Source organism: Mucilaginibacter gotjawali, from assembly GCF_002355435.1.
Lineage (GTDB): Bacteria > Bacteroidota > Bacteroidia > Sphingobacteriales > Sphingobacteriaceae > Mucilaginibacter > Mucilaginibacter gotjawali.
In genome coordinates, this window is the sequence record NZ_AP017313.1 from 5,699,260 (window position 1) to 5,717,165 (window position 17,906).

General features: G+C 44.1%; 13 protein-coding genes. 7 read left to right on the forward strand and 6 right to left on the reverse strand.

Annotation, left to right across the window (positions count from 1 at the left end):
• Positions 1–78 precede the first annotated feature (78 nt).
• The 6 genes from MgSA37_RS25110 (at position 79) to MgSA37_RS25135 (ending at position 10,108) form a co-directional block, all read left to right on the forward strand.
• Positions 79–1,725 carry a PspC domain-containing protein gene (locus tag MgSA37_RS25110; RefSeq protein WP_096356163.1) on the forward strand — a complete coding sequence of 549 codons (1,647 nt, stop codon included), beginning with the start codon at positions 79–81 and terminating at the stop codon, positions 1,723–1,725.
• 541 nt (positions 1,726–2,266) lie between these two features.
• Positions 2,267–4,723, forward strand: a complete 2,457-nt coding sequence (locus MgSA37_RS25115) for an outer membrane beta-barrel family protein (RefSeq protein ID WP_096356165.1) — start codon at positions 2,267–2,269, stop codon at positions 4,721–4,723.
• 449 nt (positions 4,724–5,172) lie between these two features.
• Positions 5,173–7,602 carry a glycoside hydrolase family 3 C-terminal domain-containing protein gene (locus MgSA37_RS25120; protein ID WP_232010729.1) on the forward strand — a complete coding sequence of 810 codons (2,430 nt, stop codon included), beginning with the start codon at positions 5,173–5,175 and terminating at the stop codon, positions 7,600–7,602.
• Between the two features lie 218 nt (positions 7,603–7,820).
• The gene (locus MgSA37_RS25125; protein WP_096356169.1) at positions 7,821–8,435 is read left to right on the forward strand and encodes an RNA polymerase sigma factor; all 615 of its coding nucleotides are present in this window, start codon (positions 7,821–7,823) and stop codon (positions 8,433–8,435) included.
• Positions 8,425–9,192: a hypothetical protein gene (locus tag MgSA37_RS25130; RefSeq protein WP_096356171.1), complete on the forward strand. Its 768-nt coding sequence runs from the start codon at positions 8,425–8,427 to the stop codon at positions 9,190–9,192. The genes MgSA37_RS25125 and MgSA37_RS25130 overlap by 11 nt, the downstream gene beginning before the upstream one ends.
• 109 nt (positions 9,193–9,301) lie before the next feature.
• Positions 9,302–10,108, forward strand: coding sequence for a hypothetical protein (locus MgSA37_RS25135; RefSeq protein WP_096356173.1), 807 nt, complete (start codon positions 9,302–9,304; stop codon positions 10,106–10,108).
• A gap of 125 nt (positions 10,109–10,233) precedes the next feature.
• Here MgSA37_RS25135 and MgSA37_RS25140 read toward each other — a convergent pair whose 3' ends face one another.
• Both MgSA37_RS25140 and MgSA37_RS25145 read right to left on the reverse strand, forming a co-directional pair.
• Positions 10,234–12,927 (reverse strand): CHAT domain-containing protein, encoded by a 2,694-nt coding sequence (locus MgSA37_RS25140; protein ID WP_096356175.1) that lies wholly within the window; start codon positions 12,925–12,927, stop codon positions 10,234–10,236.
• A 45-nt stretch (positions 12,928–12,972) separates the two neighbouring features.
• On the reverse strand, positions 12,973–13,812 hold the full coding sequence (locus MgSA37_RS25145) for a hypothetical protein (protein ID WP_096356177.1): 840 nt from the start codon (positions 13,810–13,812) through the stop codon (positions 12,973–12,975).
• A 231-nt stretch (positions 13,813–14,043) separates the two neighbouring features.
• Here MgSA37_RS25145 and MgSA37_RS25150 point away from each other — a divergent pair, with 231 nt between their 5' ends.
• Positions 14,044–14,595: a hypothetical protein gene (locus tag MgSA37_RS25150; RefSeq protein WP_096356179.1), complete on the forward strand. Its 552-nt coding sequence runs from the start codon at positions 14,044–14,046 to the stop codon at positions 14,593–14,595.
• Between the two features lie 47 nt (positions 14,596–14,642).
• On the opposite strand, the gene MgSA37_RS25155 is transcribed toward MgSA37_RS25150, so the two are convergent.
• From MgSA37_RS25155 to MgSA37_RS25170, 4 genes are all read right to left on the reverse strand, one after another.
• Positions 14,643–15,317 carry an alpha/beta hydrolase gene (locus tag MgSA37_RS25155; RefSeq protein WP_096356181.1) on the reverse strand — a complete coding sequence of 225 codons (675 nt, stop codon included), beginning with the start codon at positions 15,315–15,317 and terminating at the stop codon, positions 14,643–14,645.
• A gap of 25 nt (positions 15,318–15,342) precedes the next feature.
• Positions 15,343–16,194 carry a 4,5-DOPA-extradiol-dioxygenase gene (gene ygiD / locus MgSA37_RS25160; RefSeq protein ID WP_096357734.1) on the reverse strand — a complete coding sequence of 284 codons (852 nt, stop codon included), beginning with the start codon at positions 16,192–16,194 and terminating at the stop codon, positions 15,343–15,345.
• Between the two features lie 169 nt (positions 16,195–16,363).
• On the reverse strand, positions 16,364–16,945 hold the full coding sequence (locus MgSA37_RS25165; protein ID WP_096356183.1) for a Crp/Fnr family transcriptional regulator: 582 nt from the start codon (positions 16,943–16,945) through the stop codon (positions 16,364–16,366).
• A 151-nt stretch (positions 16,946–17,096) separates the two neighbouring features.
• Positions 17,097–17,750 (reverse strand): DUF6377 domain-containing protein, encoded by a 654-nt coding sequence (locus tag MgSA37_RS25170; protein ID WP_096356185.1) that lies wholly within the window; start codon positions 17,748–17,750, stop codon positions 17,097–17,099.
• Between the last annotated feature and the right edge of the window lie 156 nt (positions 17,751–17,906).

Below are 17,906 nucleotides of genomic sequence, written 5' to 3' on the forward strand. Positions count from 1 at the left end.
AAAAGCTCTTTGCTTTAGTCGTTAAGCTTTTAGCTCAACAAATGAACTATTGAACCAATGAACTAAGAAATAATCATCATGAATAAAACAATTATCATCAATATAAACGGCATAGTTTTCCACATAGAAGAAGATGCCTACGAAATTTTAAAGAACTATATGACGGATGTAAAACGTCATTTCTCTAACTCGGCCGACAGCCTTGAAATTACCACCGATATTGAAAACAGGATTGCCGAAATGTTTTCGGAAATTCTGGCTAAAGATAACAGGCAGGTGATAGTTGACCAGGATGTGCACTCGGTGATTGAACAAATGGGCTCCGTTGCTGATTTTGAGAATGCAGAAGAAGACGCAAAACATGAATCTAGCTCCTATGGCTACACTTTGGAAACCCGCAGGCTCTTCCGCGACCCGGATGATCACCTGGTTGCAGGCGTTTGCTCGGGCATAGCCAACTACTTTGATATTGATGCCGTTTGGATAAGGCTGGCATTTGCCATTTCCTTCGCTTTTGCCGGTACCGGTTTGATATTATATATTATATTATGGATAATAGTACCAAAAGCGATCACCCGTGCGGACAGGATGTCCATGAAAGGCGAAAAACAAAACCTGCAGGGCTTTAAAAAGAATTTCGAAGACGAGCTCAGCTCTATGAAACAAAACCTGTCAAACTTTGGAACCGAAGCAAGGCCCTTTGTTTATAAGGCCCGTGATTTTGCAGGCGATTTTTTTCATCACCTTGGTAAATTTATCGGCGGAGCCGGCAAGGTGTTTGTAAAAATACTTGGGGTTTTGATACTTTTAGCCGCCTTTGGCTTTTGCGTTACACTCATTGTTATGCTGATCGCTATCCTTGGATTTAAGGCCGGCAACCCGCACGCTTTTTTTCCTTTCACTATTATCTCTAACGAACACGCTGACAATGTTTATTTATGTGCATTTTTTGCCGCATTTATCCCGCTGCTCAGCATTATACTGATTACTTTAAAAGGTATATTTAATGTAGGCAGCATCGGCAAATCAACCGGGACGGTTTTTTTAGTGATCTGGCTCTGCTCGTTAGGGATGCTGGCTTACTATGCGGTTAAGATTTCATCCAACTTCAGGGAAGAAGCAACCTTCACGCAAACCATTAATTTAAAGACGACCAAAAGCAACACCTACTATATAGACCTGAATGACATCAAATATTTTTCGCATGATGACAGTGTGCGCCTGGATATTAAAGACCATTTCCGTAATATGGTAGTAATTGACGACCGATACAATGATTTCCATAACGAGCCCAACAGCGTGAGCCTCGCTATTGAAAAAGCCGATGTAAAATACCCGGAACTGGTAGAAAAATACAGTGCCAAGGGTGGTAACTATGAGGATGCCCTTTTTAACGCCCGCAGCACCAGTTATGTGTTTGCCCAGCAGGATTCCATTTTAAAATTTGACTACTCGCTGCGTAAAAGGCCCGGTATCTCATGGCACGATGAAGAAGTGGAGCTTACTTTAAAGGTTCCGTTAAATTCAAAAGTGGTAATTGACCATAGAATGCGCAATTATTTAAGGAATGTTGACCTTTATGACTGCGACCAGGCGAACAAAAAGGATAACCCCAATACCTCGACTTTTATGATGACCGACAACGGCCTGCAATGCAAAGTTGATACTTTGGTTACCGCAAAAAAGGATAGCATTAAAACCGATAGCGCACTGAAAAAAGAATAGACAGGATAATCTGCAGTATAAAGCGGCCTGCATTAGCGTATCTTTTACGTTTCTGCAGGCCGCCCCTTTTTTTCAATCGTTTACCGACAAATCCCGGCAATTCACCGAAAAAGCAAAAAATGATGTAACCATCACTCTATTTTTTGCATCTTATAAACAACATTAAGAAAACCACTGTACAGCCTGTAGCCTTAATTTTGGTTACAGCTTGCAAAAACGGGCAAAACCGGATGTGTTATTATTACAGGAAGGGTTGTAATTAAAAAACAAACAAAGAACAAAAAGCCCGCTAGTCACCAATAGTTAACTATTGGTCAAAAAAAATTTAGAAATAAAAAAAGGCGGGGTTCCTTTACACAAAAAAAGAAAAACGATGAAATTCAAATACCAATATTAAAATAAACAAGCTGCCCTGCCAGGCTAAATAGAAAGTCCCCCAAAAGGTTCCAAAAAAAAGGGGGAAATCACACAAATTATCCAAAAGAAAAAAAAGAAAGAAAAATTCTAACAGGAAAACTATTGCCCAAAAATTAACGCAAACATGAAAAACATCTATACAAAATCGATACAACTATTTTTATTGCTCCTATTAAGCGCTGGCTTTGCCATGGCACAAAACAACAAACCAGCAGCTGCAATTTCCGGCCAATTACTTGATGAAAACGGCAAACCAATGGATTTCGCAACAGTGAGCCTGCTAAAAGCGCAGGATTCAACCGTTGTTAAAGGAACCTTAAGCAACGAGAATGGCGCCTATACATTTGATCATATCAATTCAGGGGTATATATAATTAAGGCCAGCGTTATTGGCTATGCCAAAGCCATCAGCAAGGTTTTTACATTAACAGGCAATGCCGCTAATTTTACAGTACCGGCTTTAAAATTGCAGCCGGCCAGCCATTCATTAAATGCTGTAAATATTACTGCTTCAAAACCACTTATTGAGCATAAGGTTGACCGTACTGTAATGAACGTTGAGAACAGCATCCTGGCGGCGGGCAACTCGGCTATGGACATTTTAGAAAGAGCGCCTGGCGTTTCTGTTGATAAGGATGATAATATCAGCCTTAAAGGCAAACAGGGTGTAACCGTTATGTTAAACGGCAAGCTTACTTACCTCACTGCGGCCCAATTAGCCACGCTGCTTCGCTCGACAGACGGTACCACCATAAAATCCATCGAGATCATTACTAACCCATCAGCGAAATATGACGCGGCAGGAAACTCTGGCATTATCAATATCATCCTGAAAAAGAACAAACAGACAGGCACCAATGGCAGCCTGACCGCCGGGGCAGGCTACGGTGCTTATGGAAAGGATAACGAGAACTTAACGTTGAACCATAAAGAAGGTAAACTGAATGTTTTTGGCACTTTTAGCCATAACGACAATAAACGCATCCAAAACATCGGCGTTAAGCGTATCATCCCGGATACTGCCGGAAGCGCCCCAACCTATTTCAACCAGGCAAGCCCCTTGCTTGAAGCCGATCACAATAACAGCTACCGCATAGGGGCCGATTATGACCTATCCACAAAAAACACCATTGGCTTTGTAGCAAGCGGCTACTTTAACGGCGAGCAGGACAATATTGATGACCATACCTATATCGGCAAAAGCTTTAACCAGGTCGACTCGTCGCTGCGCACAGTGTCAGGTATTCATCAAACTTTCCATAACATTGCCTTTAATTTAAATGACAGCTGGAAAATAGATACAGCCGGGCAGGAATTGAGCGCTGACCTGGACTACTCGCAATTTAAAAACAACTCTGTCGCGCAATATGTAACAGATTATTACCTGGCCAACGGCGGTACACAACAACCGCAATGGTTTTTAGGAAACCACACCCCATCAACCATTAACATCCGCACCGGGAAGATTGATTATGTAAAACCTATCACCAAAACTTTAAAGTTTGAATCGGGCTTAAAATTCAGCGACGTTAAAACCGATAACGACCTGATGGAAAAAGATGCACCCGGTAACCCTTATTTAAGCACCAACCATTTTGTGTACGATGAAAAGATCGATGCCGGTTATATTAACTTTAATAAGGACTTTAAAGGCTATTCTGTACAGGCGGGTTTAAGGGCCGAGTACACCAGTTCAAACGCGCATGGCGATTCGGCCAACGTAGTATCAGTTATCCCAAGGCATTACCTCGACTTTTTTCCAAGTCTGTTTATCAGTCATGATTTTAACGATAAAAACGGGATCACTTTCTCCTACAGCCGCCGCATCGACAGGCCTCAGTATGACAACCTTAACCCCTTCATCTTCCGCCTGGACCCATATACTTATCAATTGGGCAACCCTTATTTAAGGCCACAGTACACCAATAATTATGAGCTGAACTATACCTATAATAAAAGCATTACCCTAACATTGGGCTACAGCAAGACGACCGACGTGATCACTGAAGTGCCCGGCACCGACCCGGCTACCAAAGTATCCTTTATTACCCAGGAAAATTTGCAGGTACAAAACGCATGGAATGCTAACCTGTATGCACCCTATACCATTGCCAAATGGTGGGAAGGCAATGTAAACGCGACCGCTTTTTACCTGGGCTTTAAATCAAACAACCTGGAAGGGGGCAATTTGGACCGGGGCCAGTTTGCCTACAATATAAGAACAACACAAACATTTATACCAATAGCAACTTATAAAGCCGAATTAACCGCCAATTACCAGTCGGACCTTACCTATGGCCTGTATGACGTAAAGCCACGCTATTCGGTTGATGCCGGGGTGAGCCACTCTTTTGCCAATAAAAAGCTGAACGTAAAATTGAGCATGAGCGATATATTCAATACGCTGAGGAATGACGTAAACAGCCAGTACCAGAATACTGACCTGTACATTACGCAAAAGCGAGAGAGCCGCGTTACCCGTTTAACCCTTACCTGGAACTTCGGCAATAACAAAATAAAAGCCCGCCAACACCAAACCGGCGCCGACGATGAGAAAAACCGCGTGAAAGGCAATAATTAAAAACTATCATATTAATGGTGTTCCTTCTGAAAAACAAGAACAGCGGGAGCACCATTGATATATTAATAATAATACGCCTGACTTTTTTCGGGGAATTTTTATTTGTCTTTTCAAAAAAATCAACCAGTTACAGACGCATTCAGCGCCAATTTTTACCAATTGCTGGTTTTGTGTTGTTATAAGGCTAAATTTATCATTTATTAGCCCCCATAAGCAAGCCCTTCCGCACGGAATTAGTTGGTTGAATTAATACTCCGGCTCAACCCTCACAACATTTTTACAAAAATCCCCGCCGAATACAGACGATGTCATCGCTTTAAATCACAATTCTATCTATGTTTGTTTACTGTATATCTATTGTATTTCAGCATATTAATTAATACCACTTAATTAGTATGGCGGAAACCCGCGAGGGGCGCCGCATTGCCAATTAAACCAATTTAACCCTTATGATGATGAAAAACCTCACCCGTTACTTCAAAAGTATTCGCCTGCTTGCTATTTTGTTGCTACTGCAAACCGTTTGCCGGGCGCAATCGCCAGCTCAAAATGCACCGCAACTCGGCAAGGCTACTGTTAAACAAGTCATCGCTGCCATGACGCTGGAAGAAAAAGCCAAACTGCTGGTAGGCGCAGGCCGAGGCTTCGGTCCGCCGCCACCGCCGCCAGTTCCCGGCAAAAAGGATAGCGCCGCAAAACCTGCAGCACCTGCCGGGCCAATGATAGGCCAAACGGATCAGAAAGTTCCGGGGGCAGCAGGTGTTACTTACGCTATCCCGCGTTTAGGCATTCCCGCTATCGTGGTATCTGACGGACCGGCCGGGGTGAGGATCAGCCCCATTCGCAAGGGCGATAGCAGTAAAACTTACTATGCCACCGCTTTCCCGGTAGGCACCTTGCTGGCCTCCAGCTGGGATGTTGACCTGGTAAAACAGGTGGGCGTTACTTTTGGCAACGAAGTGCGCGAATACGGTATTGATATATTATTAGGCCCCGGTATGAACATCCACCGCAACCCGCTCGGCGGCCGTAACTTTGAGTATTATTCGGAAGACCCTTTAGTTACCGGCAAAATGGCAGCAGCCATTGTGCAGGGCATTCAATCCAATGGCGTTGGCACCTCCATTAAACATTATACCGCCAATAACCAGGAAACCCACCGCAATACTGTAAACACCATTGTAAGCGAACGCGCCATGCGCGAAATTTACCTGCGGGGATTTGAAATTGCCGTTAAAGACGCGCAACCATGGACAGTGATGACCAGCTATAATAAACTGAACGGCACTTACACCTCTGAACGTGCCGACCTGGTGACCAACATCCTGCGCAACGAATGGGGTTTTAAAGGTTTTGTGATGACAGACTGGGGTGGTGGCCGCGATCCCATCGCCCAGATGAAAGCAGGCAATGACCTGATTATGCCCGGTAACCCCAACCAGGCCAAAGCAATTATCGATGCGGTGAATAGTAAACAACTGGATGAATCAGTTTTAAACGCGAACGTGGAGCACATGTTGAATATTATTTTAAAGTCGCCTGCTGTTGCCAACTATAAATATTCTGATGCGCCCGACCTTAAAAAAGACGCACAGGTTAGCCGCATGGCGGCAGCCCAGGGCATGGTACTGCTAAAAAACAGCGGTAGCGCTTTGCCATTTAGCGGCATTAAAAAAGTTGCTCTTTTTGGCAATACCGGTTATGATATTATTGCCGGCGGCACAGGCAGCGGCAACGTAAACAAGGCTTATACTACTTCCCTGGCACAGGGCCTGCAAAACGCGGGATTGCAGGTGGATGATGCCTTGCTGAAGGCTTACCCGGCCTACATTGCAGCCGAGCGTGCCAAACAGCCAAAACCACAAAGAGGCATGGCTATGTTTATGGGCCCGCCCCCTGTTCCGCAAATGGCCATAGCCGATGCTGACTTGCAACAGGATGCAGCAAATAACGATATCGCAGTGATCACCATCGGGCGCAACGCCGGCGAAGGCGCCGACCGCAAGCTGCCGGATGATTATTACCTGTCGGATGCGGAAAAGGCGCTGATCAAAAATGTGTCGGAGGCTTTCCATGCCAAAGGCAAAAAAGTGGTGGTGGTATTAAATATAGGCGGTGTAATTGAAGTAGCCAGCTGGCGCGATGGGGTCGACGCCATCCTTTTGGCCTGGCAACCCGGCCTGGAAGCAGGCAATGCCATAACCGATGTATTGAGCGGCGCGGTAAACCCATCCGGCAAATTAGCCACTACTTTCACCATGGATTATAAAGATGTACCTTCTGCTAAAAACTTCCCCGGCAAGGAATACCCCGACCAGGCCACCGGCGAAGGTTTCCGCAGGCAAATGCCCGCAGAAGTAACTTACGAAGACGGTATTTATGTAGGCTACCGCTATTACAGCACGTTTAAAGTAGACCCAGCTTACGAGTTTGGCTACGGCTTATCATACACCACCTTTAATTACAGCAATTTTAAATTAAGCGCCCCTGTATTTAAAGGCAAGCTAACTGCCTCTGTTACCATTACCAATAGCGGTAAAGTTGCCGGCAAAGAAGTGGGCCAACTGTACTTAAGCGCCCCTGCGGCCAAACTGGATAAACCTGTTATTGAATTAAAAGGCTTTGCCAAAACCCGCTTGCTGCAACCGGGCGAGTCGCAAACCTTAAGCTTTACTATTGATGCCCGAGCCCTTGCCTCCTACGATACCGCACAGGAGGCCTGGGTAGCCGAAGCCGGTAATTATACCGCAAGCATCGGCGCATCGTCAAAGGATATCAAGCAAACAGCTGCATTTAAGCTGGCCAAAGAAATGGTGGTAGAGAAAGATGAGCAAGCTTTAGCGCCGCAGGTGGCGATTAGTGAGTTGAAGAGTAAATAGGAATTGACAGGTTTATTTAAGGGGCCATGCGGATAATACTGTGTGGCCTTTTTTATGTAGAAGCAAGCGCCGCAGGGTAATATACCCCACATCCTCTCAAACTCACGCCAAAAAACATTTCCGGCATTTACTTCTTTTTTACAGCTTTGTAAAAAACATGATACAAACCGGCGCCCGGTTACATTACCAATTACAGCATTTACTAATAAACGATAAATATGATAAAAGCCTCGGTAAATTACTCCGATAAGGAGTTGATCGAAACGCTTAAGCAACAGCAGGTAAGCACGCAGGTGATCAAATATTTATACCGTACTTATTTTTATTTTTTGAGTGGCTATATCAAACAAAACCAGGGTAACGACCAGGATGCGGAAGATATTTTCCAGGAAGTGATCGTTGCTTTTATTGAGGTGGTGAAAGCCGAGAAATTCAGAGGCGAATCCAGTATCAAAACGTTTTTATACACGCTGAATAAGTTTACCTGGTTAAATGAACTCAAGAAACGAAACCGGGCCATGCTAAGAGATACCACCTATTACGAAAGCACAGGTGAAGAAGATAAGGACGTTAGTTATTTACTGGTTGAACGCGAAGCAAAAGGCATGGTAATGGCGATGATGGACAAGCTTGGCGAGGTTTGCAAAGAGATCCTGGTGGCTTACTATTATAATAACTCAACGATGAAAGAGATCTTGCAGCTGGTAGATTACCAGAACGAACAGGTTTTAAGAAATAAAAAATATAAATGTTTAAAAAGCCTTGAGCAAATGCTTACGGCAGACCCGCAATTAGCACAGCGTTTTAAAAATGCATTAACCCATGAGCACTAACAGCCAGCATACCGAAACAATTATCCAATACCTGGACGGCGAACTGTCCGGAGCGGAATTAAAGCAGTTTGAAGAATTGCTGGCCGCCGATAACGCGGTACAGCAGGAACTGGAAAACCTAAAACTTGCACAGCAGGCGGTAAGGAGCTATGGCATAAAGGCGCAGGTAGCCTCCCTGCATCATGAAATGATGGAGGAGTTAAAAACTGAACCGAAAGCCTCCGCCAATAAGCTATATCCTTTTATCCGCGCAAGCTTAAAAATTGCCGCCAGTTTATTTTTGGCGATGTCAGCCGTGGGTATCTATCAGTATGCAACCGTTTCACCTGCACAGTTGTATAACCAAAATTACCGTCCTTATACCACCAGCATTTCCCGTGGGGCTACAGAGGGTTCGGCATTGGAAAAAGCTTATGCCGCAGGCCAGCCGGCAAAGGTGATCAGCCTTTTTGAAAAAGAGACTACTACCGCTGATAATAAAACTAATTTCCTGGCAGCACAATCCTACCTGGCAACACAAAATGTTGGTAAGGCCATATCGTTGTTCAATAAAATATTAAATAATGCCGATGGCGCCTATAAGGACGATGCTGAATATTACCTTGCGCTTAGCTATATCGAAAACAAACAGCCAGGCCAGGCCCTGGTGATCATGAATAAAATACACCAGGATAAAGATCACCCCTATAACGACCGGGTTAGCTTTTGGACCATATTTAAACTAAAATTGCTTATTTTAAAAAACGGGGGTAAATAATTCCCCTGTAAAATGACTTGTTTTTTGCAGCCGCAAAAAAATTAAAAAAAAATAAAAAAAGTGGTTACGTTCTTTCCGGCAGCACTTACTAATTATAAAAAACAAGATCATGAAAAACTTAAAAACAGCAATCAAAATCAGTTCTGCATTAGTGTTATTTATTATAGTAATCAGCAGCAGCAGTTGTAAAAAAAGCGGCGTAAGCCCATCTACCCCAAACAATCCGGCACCGAACGCCACCCAGGTTTCGTTCAGTGTATTAAGTGACAGTGCACCCGCGGTACTTGCTTCAGGGCCTTTTGCAAGCCTGGCAGCTACAGCATCAGCCTCGGCTGCACCGGTTATTAAATTCACTTCGGGTGTTGCCAACATCACCAAATTTGAATTTGAAGCAAAAAAGAATGGCGCAAAAGTAAGTTTCGAGACACAAAATTTAGCGAATGTTGACCTGTTTGCACTAAATCCAATATTTATTAAAACCCTGATAGATACCGGTTTGTACAGCGAAATTGAGGTTAGGATGATCCTTTCACAATCAACCACAAGCGCAATCCCGCTTACACTGATGGGTACCGCCACTACTGCTACCGGATCTGTACCGTTTGAGTTTGATTTTAACCAGAACCTGGAGATCAAATCCGAATCGCAAAATGTGGTGGTTAGCCATACCAAAACATTAAAGTCGCTTTTCCTGCTTCACCTCAATATGATACTAAGCACCATCACTGCTGACGACCTGGCGGCGGCCACTTTAACCAACGGCACCATTGTGGTAAACAGCACCTCCAATGCAACGATATTTAACAAAATAGTGGCTAATTTAGGCAGTGTAGGCGATACCAAATTTGAGGAAGTAAATGATGGCGGCGACGATGTTGGCAAAAAAGATGGTGAACACGGCAGCGGGCACAATTGAAATTAATATACCTGTGGAATAGTTTGAGAGTACTATTTCTTCCGGAGCGGGATCCATGAAAGGATAACGCTCCGGTTTTTTTTGATCAAAAACACAACGAATAAAACTACCGCCAGGTAAACAAGCTAGGCATAGCTGTTGTGTTCCGCTTCAAAACCGCCTATCAATCTAAAATGCGCCCAATAACCCGGCACCTTTTGGGTGGCGGCAACATCATCATCATTTAAATAATCAAGCCTGGCCTGCCGCAGCGACCAGGCAATGCTGTTACCCTTTTGCAGGTAAAAATGCAGCCGCTCCGAAATGTATGCGGTAGAAGCATCATCTGCTTTCCACATCGATGTAATAATATTATCGCAGCCGGCGTAGGAAAATGCCCTTGATAAACTGATCAACCCTTCGCCTTTAACCAATTCGCCAACACCGCTTTCACAGGCGCTTAAAACTACCAGCCGGGTTTTATCCAGTTTTAAATTGTATATCTCGGGCAAAAACAACTTATAAGACATTGCCGAGTCCGGCTTTGCAGGATAAAAAGCAATAAACGAGCGGTTAGGATCATGGTCATCTGCAACGGCGTGGGTAGCTAAATGAATAATGTTAAAATTGTGCGCATTGGCAACAAACTGCTGTTTACTGGCCTTTTCTCCCAATAACCGGCTCCCGTTAAGCGCTTCCATTTCGGCCCTTGAAGCAGGTAAGCGCCTTAATATGTTCCCTGGTGGCAGGCTGCTTGCAAATGGCGCCATCCCAATGGTGTTCAGCAATTTTATGCTGCCTGATGTTGTGTTTTGCAGTACAGCGCATGAATAATTATAAGTGACTGTAAAATGTTCCAGCAGGTTGTCTCCGCGTTCATCGGCCAGAATTTCAAAAGGAATATAGTTCAACCCGCCATCAGGGATGATCATCAGGTCGTTTTTTCCGGTGGTATACTGTTCAGCCGGCTTTAATAATAAATGGTAAAAATATTGGGTAAGTTGTTTTAGTTGGATGCGATTATTGCCCCCGCGCAACCGGGCTTGTCCGTACAACTGTTTGAGTGATGCTTCAAAATCAGCAGGCATTTTTGTTTGAAAAAACTCAAACGCATTATTTGTGATCACAAAACAAATCACACTATTATCCAGCATATGATACGAAAGTATGGCGCTTCCGGACGGGACGATATCCTGGACGGCCTTTACCGACAAGCTATTCTCCTTGAATTTTAAACGGCCGAATTTTGTTTGTTCATCTATTTTCTTTTGAACTTTCAGCAGGTTGATGGCATATTCATTCAATTGGCTGTTCAGTTTCGCCAATTTTAAGCTGTCCTTTTCATCTGCGGCACCCAGGGTTATTTTGGTAATGGTGCGCTTCAGCAAGGTTTCCTGCTGCAACCATTGCGGCGGGATCCCGCTCCCTGCCTTCAGTTTTGCTTCCCGCAGGTACAAGGAAAGTACATTGGCCTTGTTTTCTTCGTCGAGCCGAAATGCCTGCTCTATGTAAGCCCGGTTTCTGGTGAGCCCGAACAATTGCAGGCAAATTTCAATGGGTTGCTGATGCGAGGCGTACTTTTTATCGGTAATCAGCAGTCTCGATTCATCATTATCATAAACCCGCTCCACATAATTGGCCAGTTTGTAAAACGCCAGGTAGGTTTGCAGTGATGCCTCCAAATCCTTCACCTTGCCGCTTTCGCTGTACAATTTTTTAAATGCGATGGCTTTGGCATTTAGTGTTTCCAGCAATTCCATTGTATTAAACACACTGGTAAAGGTTGCGGGGTTGTCGTAAATATCCCTTCCGCGATAACCGAATACAAGGCTATTGATTGATTTTTGGTAATACGATAAAGCGGTAAGTATTTGGCCCTTTTCAAACCACAGGTCGCCAAAATATTTTAAGGTGATGCCATAGTCAATAATTTTGTGGCCCTGTTTGTTTTTTACAGTTAAGTCAGCAGCCTTTTGCAGATAAAAAGCGGCAAGTGCGTAATCCTTTTCTCCAAAATATGCCCGGCCCAAATCATTAAATTTTTTTTGATCATTGTATTTTACCTTGTTCAGGCATTCAATGGCTCCGGCAAATTTTCCCATAGCCAGGTATGCGGACCCAATATTGTGTAATAAGGCATCCGTTTCAATACGATAAGGGAGCAAGCCCCGGTAGATTTTGAGGGCCTCGTCATATCGCTTTAGTTTTTTTAAGGCCGATGCCAGGTTATTTTGGTAAACAACCAAAAAGGTTTTAACATAAACCTGATGATCGGTTAATGTCGATATGGCCTTTTGGTAATAGGTTACACTCTGATTGTAATTACCGGATGAGTAGGCAATTACGCCAAGTGTATTATATAACCGTTCAAGCTCGCTAACCTTTGGGTATTTGTCTGCAATATGCTCAGCCTGGCTGTAGTAAATGGCAGCGCTGTCAGGCTGGTCGAGCTGGTAATAGGCGTTGCCGCAATAAACCAATGGTTTAAAAAAAGTGGAGTCGCTGATGTCGGGTAGTTTTTTTTTCAGGCTGATGGCTTCCTTCAAATAAATAACCGATTCCTTTTGCCTGTTCAAAACCTGCAAAAACGTAGCCGTTGAAATATAGGCCCTGAAAAGAAAATGATCGTCAATATGGTTAGCGGAAAGAAACCCGACCACCTTAAGATAGTTGGAAAGGGCTTCCTTATCCGTATTAGCCGATGGTGTAGCAGCATTGGAAAGCTTTTCGGCCCGGTAATACAATTGTTTATAATCTGCCTGGGGGCTTTCAGATACCCGGGTCGTTTGAAATAAAAAAAGGGCAGATAAAATACAGATGTATAATTTTACCAAATACATGGAATAAATATACCCAAATATACGGATCTGTTTTATTAAAATACTTTAGCGGCTTACTACGATGATACAGGGCGGCCTTGGCCTGCCGGGCTTATTTTGCGCAGAAGTAAATGCCATCGGTGCGGCAGCAAGGGAGGCAAACCGGTTGATCGGCGCGGCCAATATGGTCGTTTTCCGTTCGGTAAGAATATCCTGCAGGTATTGCGGAATTTCACCGGCGTTGCGGTAAAAATAGATCTTCACGTTCAGGCCGTTTAATGCTTCCCGGCTTTGGTCGTTTATTTTGTACTGCAGCTTCACTTCCTGCGTCGAACCTGTATCAATTAACTGGTCGCGTACAGATTTTGCAAGATTGATGGTTCCGTCCACCGGGTTTACTTCGATGCCCGCGTTTTTGCAGCCGCTGTTGGTATCAAAGGTGCTGCCATTATTAATTTGTGGAATCGGCGCCCCTGCATCAGCATTATAAATGGGGGTGGCAATACTATCGCCAGCCGCAAGGTTAAAAATTTTGTCCCTATAGTTGATACCCGAAATGGTAACGTAGGCAGTTTTGGCATTGCCCGAAGACTGATCAGTAAAAGTGACCTTAAATTTCAACCCGGTTTCGCTGTTATTTACATCAATTGCACCTGTGCTCTGATCTATTTTAAGACCATCCGGAAAGGAGGTGTACGAGCCCTGTGCAGGGCCGACCGGGTAAACTATATTCTGATTTGCATTTTTTATATAAAGTATGGAGTCAGCATATAATGGTATGACCTGCACAGGAATATTTACGGCAGGCGCTTTGTCCTTCTTACACGAGGATTGTATAAAAAAAGCAAAGAGCAGCACTAAAAAGATAAGCCATTTATACATTTTAACTTCCGGGTATTTCAACATAACCTGTTATGACAAAAGATAGAACAAAGTAGTGCACAAAATATTATGATAAATTCCTGTCGCCTGCTTTAACTGATCTTATTTATTAGTTAGTACGCACCAAAATAAGAAAGGTAACCATTGTTATTGATTTTTTTTTCTGAATACTTATAAATATACCTTTCATTAAAGGGCGAAACGAAAAGTATTTTATTTTATGCTTTCTGTTTCGCCACTGCTCATTTATATTTAATGCACCATTATATCACCATGAAGACTTTAACGCTCATCCGCGCACTGGCAATCGGGTTGTTTTGTACCAGCTTTATCCCATACCCCGATGACGCACGCATTTTGTGTACAGGTAACAATGATTGCAAAATCACCCACCTCCCCAACGGGCTCATTTATACCGCTAAATATGCTTTTTTTCACAGGGTCCATCGCATGTATACCTGTGCGGTGATTGGCGAGTTGTATAATCCTACGAAAAGCGAGCTTAGCCTCGACCGTACTCGTTTTTTTATGCGGCGCCAGGATAGTACCCGCTTTATAATGAATCCATTTGGAATTACCGACCCGCACGATATGTTTGAAAAAGTAAGGATTCAACCAGATCCATTCCCGGTAAAGGCAGGGCAAAAGCTCGATTATGTTTTCAGTTGGCGAACAGACACCAAATTGGCGCTGAAAGCATACAACGAAAGTATAGCCCGGGATACCCTTACTTTCTTATGGCAAAGCGAAAAACCAATTGCGTTGTTTAAAATAGTGTTGGCCCCACGAAAACATCACGGTGGATAACGGAGTTTTTGAAAAGAGTAAACTGTTTTTGGGTAACTTTCGTTCCCTTACCCCATCCAGGCCACCACATCCGCCATCTCTTCGGCTGTAATTTGATGCGCTATTGGGTATTCATTATAACTAAGTTTCACATTTAACGATTCCAGGTAAGCCTTTGCCTCCCGACCGTAAGCAATGGGCAATACGGAGTCGTGCAAACCGTGGGCAACAAAAATATTTAAACTGGCCAGTACCGGGGTTGGTTGCACCGACGGGCGTATTTGCTGAAGGATCCTCCCGCTCATGGCAATAATGCCTTTTACTGTTTCGGGCGCAGTAAGGCCCACACTGCAACTCATGATAGCGCCCTGGCTAAAGCCGCCCAGGTACACATCTTCCACTGCATATTTTTGTTTTACCTGCCGGATAAATTGATGAATAAGGCCCCGGCTTTCCGCTTCCTGCTGCTCATTGATTACGGGTTTACCTGTCGAAAAATCAACTTCAAACCAGGCATACCTGCCACCGCCAAGGGCATTTGGCCCGCGTGCAGAGATGAGCAGCAAATCGCCCGGAAAATACCCGTTAAGGCTATACATATTCTCCTCGTTGCCGCCTACGCCGTGCATTAAAATCAAGGCCTTTTTTTTGCTGCTAGCAGGCTGTGGTTCCTTGACCAGGTATTGTAAAACCAAATCCTGCTGCAATGCAACAGGATTTGGTTGATTTGTCGATATCACCATCGCTTCTTTATAAATAAAATCTATATCAATTTATCGGGTCAAATTTAACTGATGTCATGGTCAATGAACCGCCCACGGCCTGGTCATTAAAAAACGAAACCGCGTCATTTTTCCCTTTCAAACCAAGTGTATAAATCAGTGGTAAATAATGTTCGGGGGTAGGTATGGCCATCATGGCTTCCTGTCCCAGGCGTTCGTAATGGATCAAACTATCGTGGTCTCCGCTAGCAATCAGATCTTTAAATGTGCCGTTGATCTGCTTCGCCCAATCGTAGCCATAGTTGGGTTCATATAGCCTGTCCCAGGCCACCATGCGCAAATTATGAACAATGTTGCCGCTGCCGATGATCAGTACCCCTTTATCGCGCAGCTGCTCAATTTCTTTAGCCAGCTCGTAATGGTAAGCCGCATCTTTGGTATAGTCGATGCTTAATTGCAAAACCGGGATGTTCTCCAAAGGATACATATGCCTAACAATGGTCCAGGTGCCGTGGTCCAGGCCCCAGTCGTGCGACAACTCTACTTCGGTGGAATGGATCATCCCGGCCGTCTCCCGCGCTAAAGCAGGATCGCCGGGCGCAGGGTATTGCACTTCAAACAATTCCTTCGGGAAGCCCCCGAAATCGTGAATGGTCCGCGGGAAATCCATCGCAGTAACTTTGGTGCCTTTGGTAAACCAATGCGCCGAAACTACCAGCACTGCTTTGGGTACCGGGATCTCTTTGGCCATTGCTGTCCACCGTCTGCTAAACTCATTATCCTCTATGCCGTTCATCGGCGAACCGTGCCCCACAAACAGCACCGGCATACGGTAGGTTTTTTTTTCGAGTGTGTTTGTAAAATTCTTTAATTCCCTCAGGCTATTTATATCAGTCATTTTTATGTTCCTCTTTTTAAGATGCTTTAACAAACCCGAAAACTTGTTCGTATTGTTTGCAAGGCAATATTTTAACATACAAAAATACAGTAAACATGGCCCGGTTCCATTGAGCGCAGGCAAGAAAAACCATTGATTCAAATCAATGGTTTGGGCTGATTAAACAAACTTAATGGGCTGTTGCAAGCCTTTTGCGGATGCGGCTTAATGTTTCAGGGCTAAGGCCAAGGTAGGAGGCGATCATGTGCTGCGGTACCCGCCGCGCAATATTGGGATACAGGTTGATAAAATTCTGGTACCGATGTTCGGGGCTTAAACTGATCATCGCATTTACCCTTTTTTGCATTGCCAGGTAGGCGCCGGTTATTTGCATAGTGGTATAGGTTTCAAATTTGGGCACCTGTTTCAAGATTTCGTCCTGAGCCGATTTGGTCAACAGCACCAGTTCGCAATCTTCCAGCGCATCAATATTGTAGGTAGCCGGTTCGGCGGTCATAAAGCTATACAGATCAGAAATAAGCCAACCTTCCAAAGCAAACTGGAGGATATGTTCATTCCCGTTTTCATCCACCGAATACTCCCGCAGGGCGCCATTTTCAACAAAGGCAATAGCTTTGCATACGTCTCCCGCCTGTAGTAAATACTGTTTCTTTCGAAGTTTTTTGTGTTGCAGGTAACGGGTGATGATCTCCTGTTCAGCGCCGGTAAGGGCAACACTTTCGTTCAGCTTTTGGAAGAACCGTTCGTACATATCATGGTATTAATTTCACCGCTCAAGTTAATCTAAGTAGCCCAATTATCCAACCGTAAAGTAAATGGGGACAGGCATGGCTAAAAACGAAAAAGGCCGGTGATGTTTTATACACCGCCGGACCTGTTTCAAGGTTTACATATGTGGCTCTTTATGCTGACCGGCTATAAACGGGCCGTTCAAAACAGGCGGTATTAATGGCCAGGATATTATGGTCAAACTGGTTAGCGGGCACTTTCGATTTGGCTTTGATCCTCATTTTATACACGTAAATGGTGCGTTCACTGTATTCCAGGATCCCGGCAATCGTTTCGCAATCAGCAATGCCAAGGCGTACCAGCGCAAAAATCCTGAGGTCGGTGGGCAGCGGCTGGTTTTCCTTTGGCCAGATCTGGTCCTCAGGATGTAGCATTGCATTAAATTCTGACAGGAATGTAGGGAAGATCTTTAAAAAAGCAGCATCAAACTTGCTAAAAAAAGTTTCACGCTCCTTGCGGATGTTGATATCGTTGAAGGACAAACCTATTTCATTATATTTTTTTACCATCACCTTGCGCTCCACGCTGCGTTTGATCTTTTCCATTTTAAGCAGGTATGCTGATATTACACATACCAGGCTGGCGATATATGCTTCAGCCATGCGCGCATTTTCAGCCAGGCCGGTGTTTTGCTGTTCAAGCATGTCATTTTTTTGAAGTACATCAGCAGCTAAAACTCTTGATTTACTTAATTGAAAAAATAAAACCGCTGTAAATGCCATAAATAAAGCAGCCGCAAAAAAAGTAACACTGTCATACTGTTGCAATTATCACTATTAACAATCCTTCCAAAAGCACATTAATTTTTTTATACCGGTGTAGCCGGCCTGGTTCAATTGGTATCCTGATATAAAATTATGTTTTAAAACCGACAGTTTTATCGCACCTGAAGCAGTAATCCGCCAAAACGGCACCGCAAACGT